The organism is Methylocaldum sp. 14B (genome assembly GCF_002005105.1).
Classification (GTDB): Bacteria; Pseudomonadota; Gammaproteobacteria; order Methylococcales; family Methylococcaceae; genus Methylocaldum.
In genome coordinates, this window is the sequence record NZ_MSCV01000002.1 from 21,752 (window position 1) to 37,677 (window position 15,926).

Sequence of the window (15,926 nt, forward strand, 5' to 3'; positions counted from 1 at the left end):
GCCCATTGCCCGATGTCCACACTGAATTCTTTTCGTTAAAGGCCACCCGCCCACACAGGGCAGGCCCCCGATAAAGCCGGGAACAGAGAGCGAAAGTCCTTTAAAAGGCGAATTTGGTCAAGCGTTTAACGGTGGGGCGCGCGGGGCGGTATTGCGGTAGAAACACGAATCCGGCGAGGGTGATTCCTCGACAAGAGATGGGGTCGCGATTAGTTGTGATCGCCGAATCGACGCGGCGATGGAGGGAAGGCAAGGCTGATCATCGGCGATCGGCGAAAACTTGGCTTTGCCGGCCTCGCCCCAGAATCCGGCCTGAACGCTGATAATGACGTCCTGATCGAGCGGCGGCGCATCGGCTTGAACCGATGTCTCTCCGCTTTTCGATAGGAATTCCAGCCCGGGAACATGCAGAAAGCCGCCCGTTTCGCCCCCGGTGTGCGCATGAACCCACGGCGCGATGACTTGCATCAGCGTCAAGAGAACTAGCAGGATCGTACGGGAAGCGAGCGTTGTCACAGTTCGACAATAGTACGGATGGTAAAAACTCGTACAGTATAGTCCTTATGGAAGGCCGAAAAAATCCAGTGATGCGCCATGGCTGTACAAAAGAATCCCGACACCGATGCGTGGAGCGTGGAGCGTATAGGCTTTGACACCGGCCGCAGTCACGGATTTCCTCGACAGCTACTCGAAAGGAAATGCCGAGCCCGCATGTCTCTATCGCGACCTTAAAGCCGATACTGTGGTTTGGAGCTAATGCCGACGCGGTGTTTCGAACATCCGAAGAAGAGATTTGCGCCGCATTCAGCTGAGATTTTGGCTGTATGGCTAATATCCGTCTGCTTGGCTATCACGATATTCGGATCGAGGCGGACCCGCTGCTTGCCAGTACCGGTGAACTGTCTAGTCACCGATTTCGTATCGAAGCAGAGGGAAAAATCTCGAATTGAGTCTCATCGAAATTCTCGCATCCCGTGAATACCAGAATCCTTTCCATCCCGGTCAGGCCTGTTGGGAGCACCGTATAATGCGACTCCTGCCTGATCTACGATGCTCCGATCTCGGGTGGTTCTAAGACATTCTCTCAGTCTGGGGCCGATAGACCGGCGACCAACCATATGCCTTGCACATCCAAAGCTTTACGCCTTTTCCATAGCGTACATATACTTAGCCGGCCCTCATCGAGGGTGTGCAAGGAGGACTCGATGGAAATTCAGGGAATCCGGCGCCGCAAAACCGCGCTATTCACATGCCTTACGACAACATCGAACGATGTTGAACATCATGGAGATTAGAGTATGAAAAGGCTTGTCACACTGCTGGTTTATTTTTCTTTACTTGCTTTGCTTGCTGGTTGCGATCGCGAGACTCCGCCCAAACCACCCGAAACCGTATGCGGTACTATCCGCGGGTTGTCTTGTCCGGAGGGACAATACTGTGATCTTGGCGTCGGCCAGTGCAAAGTTGCAGATGCACAAGGGGTCTGCAAAACCAAACCAACCGCTTGCACCAGGGAATTCGATCCCGTCTGCGGTTGCGACGGCAAAACTTATGGCAATGCCTGTGAGGCAGCTGCCGCTGGAGTTTCCATCGACCATCAGGGCGAGTGCCCGAAAACTGAACCCGTAGCCTGTGGCGGGATCGCGGGAACCAAGTGCCCCGATGATCAAGTCTGTGTCGATGATCCGAGTGACGACTGTGATCCCACCCAGGGCGGCGCAGATTGTCCAGGTATATGTAAAGCCAAATAGAGGAAATGCCGACATTCGGGTGCAATGGCTGCCGGCCATTGCACCGGATGTTGCTTCCGCATGCGCGGAAGCTGGATCAGTAACATGACGCTCAGAGCAAACGGTTCACGGGTGACGGTCGGTCCTGCCGCGTCAGGCCTAGACGCCGGGCGATATCCAGCACTTCTCTGTATTCCGTCGCGGCAATGCGGCGGGATAGCTCCGGCAGGTCGCTGGCCCGATAGCCGGGATAGTACTGTCCCATCAGATTGACATAAGTCTCCGTGGAAATCTCGCGGGCGATAAATTTCAGAACCTTTTCCGTTCCGGCCAAGCCGGCCGGCAGAATCAGGTGTCGAACCAACAACCCCCTGTAAGCCAAGCCATTCTCGGCCAACCGAAGGTTGCCCACCTGTCGGTACATTTCCTTGACCGCCGCCCGGTTGACCTCCCAATAATTCCGCACATGCGAATATCGGTGGGCGATGACGGAATCGCCGTATTTCATGTCCGGCATATAGATGTCGATGATGCCGTCCAGCAGAGCGAGAGCTTCGGGACTGTCGTAGCCGGCGGTGTTGTAGACCAGGCGCAGCGTGAGTCCCCGCCGGGCGGCAATCAGCGTCGCTTCGAGAATCTGCGCCACCACATGGCTGGGGGTGACAAAATTGATGTTGTGGCAGCCTCGGGCCTGCAAGTCCAGCATCATTGCCGCCAGTTCGTCCGGCTCCACTTCGCGGCCCTCGCCTTTTTGGCTGATTTCCCAGTTCTGGCAGAATTCGCAGCGCAAATTGCACCAACTGAAGAAAATCGTTCCCGAGCCGTTCCAGCCGCGCAGGACGTCTTCTTCCCCGTAATGAGGACCGTAGCTGTAGACGACGGCACGCTCTCCGGTCCGGCACACCGCGCCTTGGGTCGTACGCAGCCGATCTACCCGGCAATAGCGCGCGCAGAGATCGCAGGATTTAAGATGCTGACGGGCGATGCGGACCCGTTGCTCCAATTCGCCGCTTTCGAGCAGTGTGAGATAACCGGCTTGAAAGCCTTCCGGGAGGTTTTCCGCTGGATTCATGGCTATGCGACTTAAAAATAATCTTCAGGGCTTCTCGATCACAAAATCGATCAGCAGATAACACCATTGGCCATTGACAGGCATCCGGCTGTTTCGTATCACGAAGCGGGAAAAAATTTGCTGGCTAAAGCGTTTTTCACCGTAGTTTAGCGGTAAGAATCGGGAAATTCGTAGGTCGGCAATCCTTTGCCGACACATTGGGTCGGCGAGGGATTGCCGACCTACCGCACCTTCGGGGCGCTACGCCATACCAGAAAATGCTCAAATAGCAGACTTTTCTCAGTCCAACCCCAGAAACGGATAAGTCCGCAATTGCTCGCGCGTCCACAGCGAAAGCCCGCCTCGCTGTCCGACCGTTTCGACGGCTAGTATGGCATCGGGATCTTGGAAGTCGATCGAGGCCGGCATTCCGGCTTCATCCAGCTTGGTCAGCAGGAATTCGTCGAGAAAACGCTCCTCGTTCTGGCTGGACAGGCGCCCGGCGAATCCGCGGCGGTGCATGCGCACATGGAATCGAGCGCCAGCTAGATCTCGCAGCCAACGGGCGGTGGCCTCGCGCGCTTTTGCCTCGAACTCCGGCGGGGTCTGAAAACCGAACAGAGCCGTGAGGGGAATCGCGCGGGAAATGCACTGCGTGAAGATTTCGGGGTCTCTGTCGGACCACTCCTTTAAGGTCCTGAGAAATCCTGCCGTATCGTCGACCTTCATCACCAGCACATTGAAATAATCGGTTTTGTGGACAGGACCGAGCGTTTCGAGCAGATCGCGGGCACGCCTGAACCCATGCTCGAACACCGAAACGACGACATTCCAGTCGTGCATACCGCCTCCCCAAGTATGTGGCTTGGATTTCGAATATCCTGCCTATGCAGCGCAACTCGGCAGCGCTTATTGCTCAGGGTCGATTTATTCCGGAAAAGTTCCCGCAGGCACGGAGCCGAACCGACGTTCCGGCGTTTTCATCTACGCTTTAGTCATGGAGCTTGCCGGCACCCCATAACGAGACGCGGGAAGGCCGACATGAAGCCATCTGGAAATTCGGGGGGAAGCCGCCACGTGAAGACGAATTACGTACTCATAGACTACGAGAATGTGCAACCGGAGGCGATCTCCGTTCTCGACAAGGAGCATTTCAAGGTTATCGTGTTCGTCGGAGCCAATCAGTCGAAGCTTGCGTTCGAGATCGCTGCCACGCTCCAGCGCATGGGAGATCGAGCGGAGTACGTCAAGATCGCCAGCAACGGCTCGAATGCGCTGGATTTCCACATTGCTTATTACATCGGCCGGCTTGCGGTGTCCGAGCCAGACGCGTATTTTCACATCGTCTCTAAGGACACAGGCTTCGATCCGCTGATTCAGCATCTCAAGAGCAAGAAGATCTTGGTGTGCCGATCGCGGGACGTCACCGACATACCGATCATAAAGGCAGTCAATCCGATGCCCGCGACCGAGAAACTCGACCTCATCATCAGCGATCTTAAGCGGCGCGGTGCTTCAAAGCCGAGAACCGCCCAGACATTATCGAGTACGATCAACTCCCTTTTTCAGAAGCAACTCTCTGAACAAGAACTGGCGTCCCTGCTCCAGGAGTTGCAAAAGCAAGGCCTGGTCACGGTCAACAACACCAGGATTTCTTATGCGCTTCCGGCCTAGAACGGTTCATTGGCGTGGACCGATTAGGAAACGGCGCGTTTTGCCGTCCATTGCACATCAACGAACAAGGCCATGTACGTTCCACCACATTTCGAAGAATCGCGAGTCGAGGTCCTGCACGAACTGATTCGCACTCATCCGCTCGCCACGCTTGTCACATTGTCGTCCGGCGGAATCGACGCGAATCACATTCCTTTACATCTCTCCGAAGAGCAGAGCCGATTCGGCACCTTACGCGGCCATGTCGCGCGCTCGAACCCGATATGGCGCGACTTGGTTTCGGATGTCGAGACGTTGGCGATATTCCACGGCCCCGACAGCTACGTCACCCCATCCTGGTATGCCACGAAACGGGAGCATGGCAAGGTGGTTCCGACCTGGAACTACGTGGCCGTGCATGCCTACGGTCCGCTTCGCATTATCGATGACCCGGTCTGGCTGCGGAGCCAGCTCGAAGCGCTCACCGACCGGCATGAAGCCTCGTTCAGCGAACCGTGGTCCGTATCGGACGCTCCTCGCGAATTCACCGACCGTCTGATCGAAGCGATCGTCGGCGTCGAGATCGTCATCACCAGACTCGTGGGAAAATGGAAGGTAAGCCAGAATCAGCCTGAGCCTAATCGAGCGGGCGTGATCCGGGGACTCAGGGAATATGGAAACCATGATGCCCAGGAGATGGCTGCCTTGGTCGAGGAGTTCGACAAACACTCGTCTGCCGCCAAAATGGAAGACACGTAGGTATCATCAATGGCAATCGATGAGATCAAAAACTATGTCGCTCTTTCCGACGAACTGGCAACCGGGGGTCAGCCGACGGAAGAGCAACTTCGGCTGCTGGCGCAGGCAGGCTTCGAGACCGTCATCAATCTCGGGTTGCTGGACCCGCGCTACTGCCTGGCGGACGAGGCCGGTCTCGTCCGATCACTGGGCATGACGTATCACCACATTCCGGTCGATTTTCAGGTGCCCGAGTGGAAAGACTTCCGGCAGTTCCTCGAGCTTATGGACAAATCGGAAGGCCGGAAAGTGTTTGTCCATTGCGCCCGCAACTATCGGGTCTCCTGCTTCATCGCGCTGTATGGCCAAGCGCGGCTGGGCTGGTCTCGGGATCAGGCCCGGGCGCATATCGGACGCGTATGGGAACCGAACGAAATTTGGGCGAGGTTCCTCGATGCCTCTCGCCCGGCAGCTGATAGTTTGGTGCCGACCAATAATCGGGAGAATACGGCGGACGAAAATAGACCTCGGAAAGATTGACGAAGCGGCACCTACTTTGCTCTATCGAAGCCCGACCCCTACGCACGCGTGCGCCTCGCCCCACCGCTCCTTGGCATTCTTTGCGATGCGACTCACGCGGTGCAGTCAAGGTCCCGGAAGATGGCGTTCGCAGCGCTACTCCGAAGTAATATTGATACCGACGATCTTCGGCCGGTCGTTGAAGCATTGAGCCTCGTCCACGACCATTATCACGCGGCGGCGGGCAACGAACGCAGTAAGCGCGGCGGAATAAAACGTCTCATAGCCGGGAAACGATTTATCCGAGATGTAGCCGTCCGGAGTGGGGCAACCGGCGGGGTTGACGATCGGCTCGGCGGTTACGACGGCGAAGCTATCGGCGTTCCAGCCGGTGCGTACCATGGTGATCGATCCGGGCTGATGAACTGGCTGACCGACGGCTGGCGCGGATAATCCGGCGGCGACCGCGGCGAGCATTATGGCTATAGGGCGCATGTAGTCCTCCGTTGAGGTGGGTGGATGGTGTCAGTCGGCCGTCCGCATGGCGCCGCGAACGATGGGTGTAATGGCGCAGGCGGGGCCGAGCGCGCACTCCGCCGTCTCTTTGACGGCGTTGCTGATCTCGCTGACGAAGGGCTCGGTCGACACGTATTGGCACGCGCTGGCACCCGTCGCCCAAAACCAATTTTGCGAGGTGGCAGGCGTGTTGGGAATGTATCCTCTCGGTGTGCAGGTGGACTGGACCCCCGCGATGCCGACGCCGAATCCGTTGACGGTGACCACAGTCGGACCTCCGCTGTCACCGCCGTGACCCACCTGGTTCGCGCTGTTCATGACAAGCTCATAACCAGTATCTGTGATAGACGAAGGCATGAAGGGCGCGCTGCGATAGGTACCTTGGCCATCGGATGGCTGTGCGGTGGGCGTGCCGAATACGCCGGTCGCGAAAGTCGAAAAGCCCTGGCCATATTGGGTGACCGTATCGGAGGTAGTCAGTCGGCCGCTGAGCACGACCGATCCGCCACCTTGGTCACGTGCGACGACGTAGATCCGCTGGCTGTCCACCGGGCCGAGATCGGCGGCCCCTAGGTAGACGAGGACAATGTCGCGACTAGGCACCGAACCTGGAGCCGCGTTAATAGTGAAATCATGAATGCGCGAAGCGATGCCGACGCGGTCGGGTGCCCAGTCGGCAGTGATGCGCACCTGGTCGGGCGGCACAAGGGCGCCGGAAATCAGGCCGTCCTGAGTGACACAGTGGCGCGCGGTCAATACCCAATACTGGTTAAGCAGGGTGCCCGAGCAGCCGTTATTAATCGCCACGAGCCCCAGTTGGCGCTGGGTCTCGAGATCAACCTCCGTTCCCGCACCAATCGGCTGTCGTACTCGGCAGATGCGACCTTCCGGGGTATCTTCGCATTCCTGCGCTTGGACATCGTTGCAACCGAGTGTCGCACCGAGCGACAGCAGTGCTGGTAAACCAACGCGCCAAGTAATGCCTCGGAAAGCAAACCTTCCGACTTTCTTCGTCCCGCGCCAATGTGCGTAGGAGCGGTTCAAGGTATCGCCGCAACAAAGGAACGGGTCACTTGTCTGTTGATTGCTTGCCATGCCTTTTCCCTGCTGTCTGCTACGACACGCGGCACCTGCTATTTATTGCATTCGATAGCGCCCCGCCTCCAAAGTTCGTATCTTCCGTGCCCGACGAAAAGATCCTTCCGATTGGATAAGTAATTTGGCCGGGCAGTAGCTTTACTGGACCGACTTTGAAACGAGCCGGGACGGCGAAGAAACCGGATGTCGCGCCAGACCGAGCCGTTTATGAACTTCCTCGCCTGCCTTTAGTCAGTTATTAATCAGGCCCGTAAATACCCTCCAGGTATTTCGGGTCGCCGCCCAGGCCGGTACACGCTTAGGCCTTAGCTCACTCGCTTGTCGCCGCGCTAAGGAAACCCTGCCCCGGATTAACCCGGCCTATATTTATAGGCCGGGTTAATAGGAAACCTCATCGGATAGGAGATCGCTATGAAAATTCATAGCCTGGTCACATTAGGGACAATATTGGCGACACTCCTCATGGCGCGCTCGTTACTCGCCCTGGAACCGGGCCAAAGCGAGCCGAAACGGCTCTTTTCGACGGGCGATTCCATGACGCGGGGTTTCAATGCCAACACTCCCCTGGACAATCCGCACCTGAGCTGGGTCAACGGTTATCACGGCTTTTGGGAGGATCTCTTCGGTTTGCCGGATGTCGAGTCGCATAACCAGCGCATCGATGCCAATTTCGGAGACAGCGATCGCAGCAATCAGACGGCGGCCGAAAACGGTGCGACGATGGGCAATCTGGCCGCTCAAGCGTCCGGCACGGCCGGCAAGAACGTAACCTATGCCACGGTGCTGCTGGGTTCGAACGATGTGTGCAAGGACTCGATCGCCGATCTTCCCACCGACGAGCAGTTCAGAACGCGATTCGAGGGCGGCATGGATACCCTGCTCGCGAATTTGGCTGCGGGCGCTACCGTGCAGGTAGTGGCAATCCCCAATATCGTCGAGGTCTATAACCAGGGCCGAGTCAAACAATCGCTGGGGCTGGTCGATTGCCCGGAGGTTTGGGCGACGTCGGGCAGTTGCGGCTCGGTGCTTTCGCCCGATGCGACCGATTCGGACCGTGCTTTTGCGCTGTCCCGGATCATGGCGTACAACCAGATGCTCCGGGAAATCACCGAGAACAAGGCCGCACAGCATCAGGACAAGTTCATCTCGTTTACCGATGTGAGCTTCACCTATCCGTTCACGCAGAGCGAACTCTCCAACCTCGACTGTTTCCATAGTTCCTGGGAAGGACAAAAGGCTCTATCGAGGGAGACCTGGAATAGCGGTCCGTTCAGGGAACATCAGGAACTTGACTAAGCCATTATGAGCCGGGTCGCCGCATTCTTATCAGGCGCGGGAGTGGTGGGCGCGATCGCGGTACTTCTGTCTACTCATTCGCCGCCGGTTCCGGTCGGCGAAGATGTCGACCAATGGCAGGCGCGCGCCCGGAAGGCGGAACAGGAACTCGCGGTGCTGCGGACTCAGCTGGAATCTTCCGCCGCGCGGCAATCGACAGCCTCCTTCACATCCATTCCCGTCACACCCCCTGGTCCGATTTCTTCGCCAACAATTCCTCCGCCGCCTCCCGATCCCGATGTCGAGTTTGATCCCGTGCGCCACGAGCAATGGGACGCCCTGGTTAGCGGCGCGCTCGAGCGCGAAGTGGAGCAGCGCCTCGGCCAAAGGCTCAGCCCCGATCGGACGGCGCGGCTGCTCGAGGCTCTACGACGGCTGCGCGATGCCTCGGTCGGATTGCGCTCGGAATTTCTCGATCCCCAAAATCCCGATTCCCTGCGCGATCACCTGGCGCGCACGCTGGTGCTGGTGGAATCGGATCGCCTTTTTCGCGAAGAGCTCGGCATCGGCTTCTCGGACTTCCTGCGGGGACTCGACGGCAATCCCGTCGAGGAAGTCCATCCGGCGGAGCCTGGCGGATCGCTTCGATAACATCGCCCAATGTGGATCATCCTTCTGATGCTCTTGGCCGGAAGCCCGGCCGCTCTTGGCGACGAGGCGGCGGCCAGAATAAACGGACAGACGCTTTTGTTATCCGAGATCGACGCGCCTTCGCGCCCGAAGATCGTCCGATTGCACCAAGCCTTGGTCGGCCAGGCTGCCCGGACGCTTGTTCGGCTGATCGACCGGCACCTTCGGACGTCCTCGGCGGCAATGAAATCCCCTTCGTCCAAGCCGGTCACGGATGAAGCGATCCGCGACTTTCGTTCGTCACGGGCGGAAGATTTCGAGGGGCCTTTCGCGCCCGCCGAGACCAGGCGCCATCCGAGTGCTGCGCAGCCCGCGATCCGACACTATCTGGAGCAGAAAGCGCTCGAAGCCAGAAGCGCCGAGACGCGCCGCGATCTCCGGAAAGGCCATGCCATTAAAATCCTGCTCCCGGAAGCGCGGGACCTCGAACAGCCGCTGCCCGCTAAGCGAACCGTGGCGCTGGTGGATGGTGTCTCCATCCCGGCCGGGAAACTCGAGCAAGCCGCAGCGCTTCGCCTCTATCGGCTGAGGAAGGAGATCCATCTCGAGCGCCGGCGCAATGTCGAGACGGCCATCGAAAATCGGCTGCTGAGCGAGGAGGCCCGGCGACGCGGCATTACCACCGAGAATCTTTTGACAAAAGCGACACAGGACGCGGCCGTCGGCGACGAGGAGTTGAATACATTCATCCAGTCGGAAAGCGCGGCGGGCCGGCCCGTATCGGACCCCGAACGTGCCCGACAATACTTGGCTTTCCGTAAAGCCTATGCCCGTCGCACCGCGTTGGTCGAGAGGCTGCGGGCTTCGGCGCGCATCGAGATCCTGCTTGAGGAGCCCTCCCCACCCCGTCTACCCATGATCGAGGCGAATGCCCCCGCCTTGGGCGCACGGGAAGGACTGCGTCTCGTCGTCTACATCAACTACCGCTGCACGCCATGCCGGGCTAGCCATCGGGAGATCGATCGGCTTCTGGCCGCCGACCGAAAAGTGCGCGTCACCTTCCGCGATTTCATTCCGGTGTACGATCCCGTGGCGAGCGAGGCGGCCCGCTTGTCGCGCTGCGCCAGCCGGCTGGGCGCCTTCCAGCGCATGCGCAAGGAGCTTTTGACGCGGGATCCGCCGCCTTTCGGAGAAGCCTGGTACAAAGACGAAACCCTCCCGGTACTCGCTCGCGGGCTGGGTATCGATCCCGCCGCCTTGGTACAGTGCCTTTCCTCCGAGGAGATCGGCGAGGCCATCGCCACGGACACCGCGGAGGCGCTCGAATTCGGTTTCGAGGAAGCGCCTTCCTTTATCGTCCAAGGCATCCCCCTCTCGGGCATGCAGTCGGCCGAAAGCCTGGCTGAAGTACTCCATCGGAGAATATCGCGGGATGCGCGGCATCCGGTTAGGCAGGGAGCGAATCCACACTGATTCTGAAAGACCGGCCGGCTTATGGCTCTCCGTTCGGGACCAAGCCGCGACGGCGGGCCTGTCGATCGTTGAGAACGCGTGCGAGCACTTGAGCTGGATCGACCATGTTGGAATCGCATCATCCTAGAAACGGCAGTTGGACGTGCCGGAGTGTGCGGCGGGCGGGTCGGCTGGCAAGGCGCGACGCCGCCGCGGGGTAGTCTCCCGCAAGAAGGAGCAACGCCGCCAGGTGGCCCGCCCGCCGTGCAATCGGGTGCGTAGCGGCTTCACCCAAAAGGTGAGATTGATGCAGGGCGGGACGTTCAGGATTCATCGGGCTTTTCAGGTGCATCGAAGCGGTCAACTGCCGTTTCTAGGATCATGCATTGGCAAGCGAAATCGATTCCGGACGAGGCTTGGGAGCTAAGTACATTCCGCAAATATTTGCCGAATCTCGACAGATTGGCTTGATTGGCGGGGTTGTCCTGCAGGTTGCCTATGCCGCAAGACTTCCCTGAATGTACTTAGAGCATTTTCATACCGACTGTACGGGCACTCGCGAGTAGGTCGGGAATCCCTTCCCAATCGCAAACGGGCCTTTAATCGGCCCCTTCCAATCGCAAACGGCGTCTTCGGGAAGGGCGTGGCCGGCGCTCCCGGCCAGGCCGTTTGCGATTGGAAGGGTCATCCCAGCGCTCCTGGGATGACCGTTTGCGATTGGAGCGCCGAAGCCGCCCTTCCCGACGACACGTCCCCGCCGAGCGTCTTCGTCGGCAAAGGATTGCCGACCTACGAAAGCTTGAGTCGAGCTACCCTGGCCGAAGGCGCCAACGACTCCAGCAGGCCTGTTTTGCCGTACGAGCGAGATGAGAACGCTCTAGCAAACGCTTCGGGTCAAACTGCCGCTAGCCCGCTTGGCAAATGGGATCAGGCTTCCATGATTTCGCCGGCGACTTGAATGCCCCGGCTGACGAAGAAGCATATGAGGAACTTGCGTGGACGGCCGACAACATCGATGGATTTTCCCGATTGCCGGTCGCTTCGTTCACATCCAATCCTTCGCCTTTTTCCTGACCTGCTCGTAAAAGGCCTCCATCACGTCGACGAAGGACACGTCCTTGGGCCAGAACGGCGGGAAATCGCCGCCTTTTTTGACCAGAATGCCCGAAACCGGAGCGGGTTCCGGCGGTTCCACGCCGGAGGGCAGTTTCTTCGCGCCGCGCCAGTAGTCCCTGGGAACGACTGTGTCCGGCACGGTGCTGGGCACGGGACGACTGAAGTAGGACTCCGCCGGGTACAATTCGCCCCCGTTCTCCGTCAAGGCGGTAGCTAGCGCCGCCCCCAAGGGCGTGCTCTGAAGTCGCCGGGCCAGTTCGGCGCGGGGAAGTCCCCGGAGTTCGAACAATAGAAAGGGATCGTGATCCAGCCGCGAGGCGAGCAGGTAATACAAAGCGGCAATGTGTTTGCACGGATTTTCCGGATCGGGACATGAACAGCGCGTCTTGATGTCTTTGCGGCTCCGCGGCAGGAGATCGATTTCCAGATTCTCGAACGGCTTTTCGATCTCGTCCGGCATTTCGTTGAGAAGCAAGCGGGCCAGAAATCCCGCACGACTCCCGATGAGCCGGATGGCGTTATCCCAGGCGGACGCCGGCAGGGACAGGAACTCGATGTGAATCTCATAGATGGGCTCCTCGTAAAATCCGAGGTAGGGGCTCATCCGTCCCCGCACCCGCGCCAGGACTTTGTTCTGCTCCACCCGCCATCCGAGAATGCGGTGGGTGCTGAGATACTGGCGCCCACGCATCAGCCGCTTCGGGTCGGTGAATGTTTCCATCGCTTCGATGAACCGCTGGCCCCACCAGGTCTTGCCGATCTTGCTCATGGGCTACTCCATAACGGCTTGACGATTCAGGGCGATCAGTTCCTTGAAGGCCTCGTTGTCGAGTCGCGTCAGCCAGGATTCATCATTTCCGACGATCAGCGAAGCCACCTGTTTCTTGTCTTCGATCATACGATCGATACGCTCCTCCAGCGTCCCTATGGTGATGAATTTGTGGACGAAAACATTCTTGCACTGCCCGATTCGAAAGGCGCGGTCGGTGGCTTGGTCCTCGACCGCCGGATTCCACCAGCGATCGAAGTGAAAAACGTGGTTGGCCTTGGTTAGCGTGATGCCCACCCCGCCCGCCTTCAAGGACAATATGAACACGCCGGGCTCGGTATCCGGATCCTGAAATTCGGAAATCATCCGCTCGCGCTTTGCCGGCGGCGTTCCGCCGTGCAGGTAAAATACCGGGCAGCCCAAGGCATCGCGCAAGTATTTGTACAGGCTCTCGCCGACTTCGGCGAACTGGGTGAACACCAGAGCGCTTTCGGTCTCGGCGATCACGTCGGTCAACATGTCGTGCAACCGATCGAGTTTCGGAGAACGCTCGGGCGTGAACTCGCTGCCGTCGCGCAAAAATTGGGCGGGATGGTTGCACACCTGCTTGAGCCTCATCAGTGCCGACAGCATCAAGCCCTGCCGACCGATACCTTCGGCCATCGTCAGGCGCTGCTCCACGTCCCGCACCACGGCCTCGTAGAGCGAGGCCTGCTCTTTGCAGAGATGACAGAACTGCTTGTTTTCGACCTTGTCGGGCAGGTCCTTGATGATATTGGGATCGGTTTTGACGCGGCGCAGGACGAACGGCTCGATCAGCTGTTTCAGGGTCTCGGTCTGAGCCGGATCGTTATCGCGCTGGATCGGAAGCTCGTAACGCTGGCGGAACTGGGTCTGCTTGCCCAAATAACCGGGATTCAGAAAATTGAAGATCGACCACAGGTCGAGCAGCCGATTCTCCACCGGGGTTCCGGTCAAGGCCAGGCGATGCTCCGCATTGAGCCTCAAAACCGCCTTGGTCTGGGCGGACAAGGGGTTCTTGATATTCTGGGCCTCATCGAGCACGATCCGCGCCCATCGGATCTGAGAAAACAGTTTCTCGTCCCGTCGCACTAAGGCATAGGACGTGATAACCGCATCGTGCTCCGCGCAGATCTCCCGAAAACGTCCGACATCCCGAAAACGTCCGCCGCCGTGATGGACGATGGCGCGCAGGCCGGGCGCGAAGCGCTCGAGCTCTTTCTTCCAGTTGCCGATCACCGACGTGGGCACGACCAGCAAGGTCGGGGCATGCTGATTCGTCTCGACCCGCTCGTGAACCAAGCGCGCGATTACCTGCACGGTTTTCCCGAGGCCCATGTCGTCCGCCAGGCATCCGTTCAGCCCCAGACTTTCGAGATAACAGAGCCAGGCGAGCCCGCGCCGCTGATAATCCCGAAGCCGCGCGACCAGGCCCGGCGGGTCGTCCACCGGCTGCAGCTGGCTGTGATCGCGGAGCTTCCCCAGCATTTCCAGCAACGTTCCCTGGGGATCGATCTCGAAAAGATCCGAATCCTCCGCCGTCTTCCGCATCAGTTCCGGCAGGCTCATGCCGCCGTCCTCGGTCCGGTGCTTGCGCCAGAACTCCAGCATCGTGCGCATCTTTTCCCGATCCAGCGTCAGCCACTGACCGCGGTAGCGAACCAGCGGCGTCTTGCTTTCGACCAGGCGTTCCCATTCGGCCTCGTCGATGGCCTCCGCTCCCAGCGCCAGCTCGTAGCGGTATGCGATCAGGTTCTGCAAGCCCAAATCGCGCCGAGTACCCGCATCCGAGGGGCTGCGGCGGCTGGCGTAAAGGCGGATTCTGGTACGTCGCCGCCCTTGCGGAGTCCACCAGGTGGGCACCATGACGGTAAACCCGGCATCTTCCAATACCCAGGCATCCTCTTGGAGAAACGCGAAGGCCTCTTCCAAAGCCAGATCGACCCCGGTGGGGCGCTCTTCGTCCAAGCCTTCCCACAATTTCGGATAGATGCGAGCCGCCTGGCCCAAGCCGAGCAGCAGGTTTTTCTCGAACTCCGGACCGACCGGCTTGGCGAAAGCCTGTTTCTCCTCGGCGCGCAGCCCCCAGTATTCGGCCAAAGGCAGGCGCAGGGCGGGATCGCGGCGCGGCGAGAGGAGAATTTCCAATCGCCAGGCATCGTCCTCGGAGACTGCTTCCTGCAAGCGGAACACCAACTCCAGGTCCGCTTCCTCGCGGCGCCCGAGCAGATTGCGCCGCCAGCCGAGCCATTGCCTGTAGAGCTCGATACCCTCGTCGGTTTTCCACGGATGCCCGGCCGGCGCGCCGTTGCGGCAGGCATTCAACAGCGTGCCCTCGATCTTGCGGCCCAACTTGGTGGCAGACGCCGCCTGGACGATAGTGCGATGCACCAGGACATCGGCGCAATGCTTGAGCAGACTGGCGCTCTCGTAAAAAAAACCGCCGGCCGACGCACAAACCGGAGGCATCCGCTCGACGGCCTCCCGAATCAGGCGTTCATAACTGTCGGAAACGATTTCCCAGCCGGCGTAGATTTCATAGCCTTCGGGCGGCATGGTTCGATAGAGCAGCGCCGGGATATAGCGATCCTTCACGATCACCGACTTCAGCGACTGCGTGAAGTAATGCCAAAACAGCAGATCGATGCCCGCCTTGGTCTGCGAGGTCCGGTAAGCCGACAGAAAACGCAACTCGCCGAGCTGTTTGAAAGGGTGAGCCAGGCGATAGCCGTCCACTTCCCAGCCCGTCAAAGCCGCTTCGATGGGCTCTTCGTCCACTCCGCTTTCCAACTCTAGGCCCGGCAGCGGCCGACCGTCGACCGTCGGCAAAAGGACCGTCTGCGGCGCGAAATGAAACCGGCGTTCATAAGGTGAAACGTCCAGCCCGAGTTCGCCTTCGAGAAAAGCCACCAGCTCAGCTTTGGTGAGGTGCCGAGGATGACGGTTCGCGGCTCCAGAGACGTCGGCGGGTTCGCCGTCATGCTCTATCCAAAGCCAAAAATCGCCCGGCTGGACGAACTCGTCGGTACACTCGGGAATCCATGTGCAGTGCAGGACTTTCATGTCGCGTATGTTGCAAGCCGAAAATCGGCTATTGTACCCAGCCGGAGCGGGTTTGCGCCGATCTGTTAATTATTTGTTACATCCGCGGTCAACCCGCATCAGCCCGGCCTAACAATAAACCATCATGTCCGATCGAGCGCAACGCTTATTCATCGGAGCAATCGGTCGATGGCAAGGTGTCGGTTGCCGTCAGTATTGCCGGTACACGAGGAAGCGTGACGATCGAATCGGAGGCTTTAGGCCTCAGGTCGGTGAGGGAAACGAAGCGGCGGTGGCAATTCAAACCACCTTGCGT

At 59.1% G+C, this 15,926-nt stretch carries 13 protein-coding genes; 6 read left to right on the top strand and 7 right to left on the bottom strand.

Features of this window, described 5'->3' with window-relative positions; translation table 11 throughout:
• Positions 1–117 precede the first annotated feature (117 nt).
• The 3 genes from B2A78_RS01555 to B2A78_RS01570 form a co-directional block, all read right to left on the bottom strand.
• Positions 118–477 carry a hypothetical protein gene (locus tag B2A78_RS01555; RefSeq protein WP_168175317.1) on the bottom strand — a complete coding sequence of 120 codons (360 nt, stop codon included), beginning with the start codon at positions 475–477 and terminating at the stop codon, positions 118–120.
• A 1,365-nt stretch (positions 478–1,842) separates the two neighbouring features.
• Complete coding sequence (locus B2A78_RS01565) at positions 1,843–2,802, bottom strand: radical SAM protein (protein ID WP_077728155.1); 960 nt, start codon at positions 2,800–2,802, stop codon at positions 1,843–1,845.
• A gap of 279 nt (positions 2,803–3,081) precedes the next feature.
• On the bottom strand, positions 3,082–3,624 hold the full coding sequence (locus B2A78_RS01570; protein WP_077728156.1) for a hypothetical protein: 543 nt from the start codon (positions 3,622–3,624) through the stop codon (positions 3,082–3,084).
• A gap of 234 nt (positions 3,625–3,858) precedes the next feature.
• Here B2A78_RS01570 and B2A78_RS01575 point away from each other — a divergent pair, with 234 nt between their 5' ends.
• The 3 genes from B2A78_RS01575 to B2A78_RS01585 all read left to right on the top strand — a co-directional run bounded on the left by B2A78_RS01575 (position 3,859) and on the right by B2A78_RS01585 (position 5,712).
• A complete protein-coding gene (locus B2A78_RS01575) occupies positions 3,859–4,455 on the top strand; it encodes a PIN domain-containing protein (RefSeq protein WP_077728157.1) in 597 nt (198 codons plus the stop codon).
• 72 nt (positions 4,456–4,527) lie between these two features.
• On the top strand, positions 4,528–5,193 hold the full coding sequence (locus tag B2A78_RS01580; RefSeq protein ID WP_077728158.1) for an FMN-binding negative transcriptional regulator: 666 nt from the start codon (positions 4,528–4,530) through the stop codon (positions 5,191–5,193).
• 9 nt (positions 5,194–5,202) lie between these two features.
• Entirely contained in the window at positions 5,203–5,712 is a 510-nt protein-coding gene (locus tag B2A78_RS01585; protein ID WP_077728159.1) for a protein tyrosine phosphatase family protein, read from the top strand.
• 135 nt (positions 5,713–5,847) lie between these two features.
• Here B2A78_RS01585 and B2A78_RS01590 read toward each other — a convergent pair whose 3' ends face one another.
• Together B2A78_RS01590 and B2A78_RS01595 are read right to left on the bottom strand one after the other, a co-directional pair.
• Positions 5,848–6,186, bottom strand: coding sequence for a hypothetical protein (locus B2A78_RS01590; protein WP_143735037.1), 339 nt, complete (start codon positions 6,184–6,186; stop codon positions 5,848–5,850).
• Between the two features lie 30 nt (positions 6,187–6,216).
• The gene (locus tag B2A78_RS01595; RefSeq protein WP_077728161.1) at positions 6,217–7,302 is read right to left on the bottom strand and encodes a trypsin-like serine protease; all 1,086 of its coding nucleotides are present in this window, start codon (positions 7,300–7,302) and stop codon (positions 6,217–6,219) included.
• Positions 7,303–7,716: 414 nt separating this feature from the next.
• Here B2A78_RS01595 and B2A78_RS01600 point away from each other — a divergent pair, with 414 nt between their 5' ends.
• From B2A78_RS01600 to B2A78_RS01610, 3 genes are read left to right on the top strand one after another with little or no spacing between them, the layout of a single operon-like run.
• The gene (locus B2A78_RS01600; protein WP_077728162.1) at positions 7,717–8,601 is read left to right on the top strand and encodes an SGNH/GDSL hydrolase family protein; all 885 of its coding nucleotides are present in this window, start codon (positions 7,717–7,719) and stop codon (positions 8,599–8,601) included.
• Positions 8,602–8,607: 6 nt separating this feature from the next.
• Positions 8,608–9,231, top strand: a complete 624-nt coding sequence (locus tag B2A78_RS01605; RefSeq protein WP_077728163.1) for a hypothetical protein — start codon at positions 8,608–8,610, stop codon at positions 9,229–9,231.
• Between the two features lie 9 nt (positions 9,232–9,240).
• Positions 9,241–10,683, top strand: coding sequence for a DsbA family protein (locus B2A78_RS01610; protein WP_077728164.1), 1,443 nt, complete (start codon positions 9,241–9,243; stop codon positions 10,681–10,683).
• A gap of 1,024 nt (positions 10,684–11,707) precedes the next feature.
• Here the strand turns inward: B2A78_RS01610 and B2A78_RS01620 are convergent.
• Positions 11,708–12,547, bottom strand: a complete 840-nt coding sequence (locus B2A78_RS01620; RefSeq protein WP_077728166.1) for an SWIM zinc finger family protein — start codon at positions 12,545–12,547, stop codon at positions 11,708–11,710.
• A gap of 3 nt (positions 12,548–12,550) precedes the next feature.
• Positions 12,551–15,631, bottom strand: a complete 3,081-nt coding sequence (locus tag B2A78_RS01625) for a DEAD/DEAH box helicase (RefSeq protein ID WP_077728167.1) — start codon at positions 15,629–15,631, stop codon at positions 12,551–12,553.
• Between the last annotated feature and the right edge of the window lie 295 nt (positions 15,632–15,926).

Coding starts and splice junctions, on each gene's coding strand:
- B2A78_RS01605 (WP_077728163.1), top strand. CDS start 8,608: ATGAGCCGGGTCGCCGCATTCTTATCAGGCGCGGGAGTGGTGGGCGCG.
- B2A78_RS01620 (WP_077728166.1), bottom strand. CDS start 12,547: ATGAGCAAGATCGGCAAGACCTGGTGGGGCCAGCGGTTCATCGAAGCG.
- B2A78_RS01585 (WP_077728159.1), top strand. CDS start 5,203: ATGGCAATCGATGAGATCAAAAACTATGTCGCTCTTTCCGACGAACTG.
- B2A78_RS01625 (WP_077728167.1), bottom strand. CDS start 15,631: ATGAAAGTCCTGCACTGCACATGGATTCCCGAGTGTACCGACGAGTTC.
- B2A78_RS01595 (WP_077728161.1), bottom strand. CDS start 7,302: ATGGCAAGCAATCAACAGACAAGTGACCCGTTCCTTTGTTGCGGCGAT.
- B2A78_RS01580 (WP_077728158.1), top strand. CDS start 4,528: ATGTACGTTCCACCACATTTCGAAGAATCGCGAGTCGAGGTCCTGCAC.
- B2A78_RS01570 (WP_077728156.1), bottom strand. CDS start 3,624: ATGCACGACTGGAATGTCGTCGTTTCGGTGTTCGAGCATGGGTTCAGG.
- B2A78_RS01590 (WP_143735037.1), bottom strand. CDS start 6,186: ATGCGCCCTATAGCCATAATGCTCGCCGCGGTCGCCGCCGGATTATCC.
- B2A78_RS01610 (WP_077728164.1), top strand. CDS start 9,241: ATGTGGATCATCCTTCTGATGCTCTTGGCCGGAAGCCCGGCCGCTCTT.
- B2A78_RS01565 (WP_077728155.1), bottom strand. CDS start 2,802: ATGAATCCAGCGGAAAACCTCCCGGAAGGCTTTCAAGCCGGTTATCTC.
- B2A78_RS01600 (WP_077728162.1), top strand. CDS start 7,717: ATGAAAATTCATAGCCTGGTCACATTAGGGACAATATTGGCGACACTC.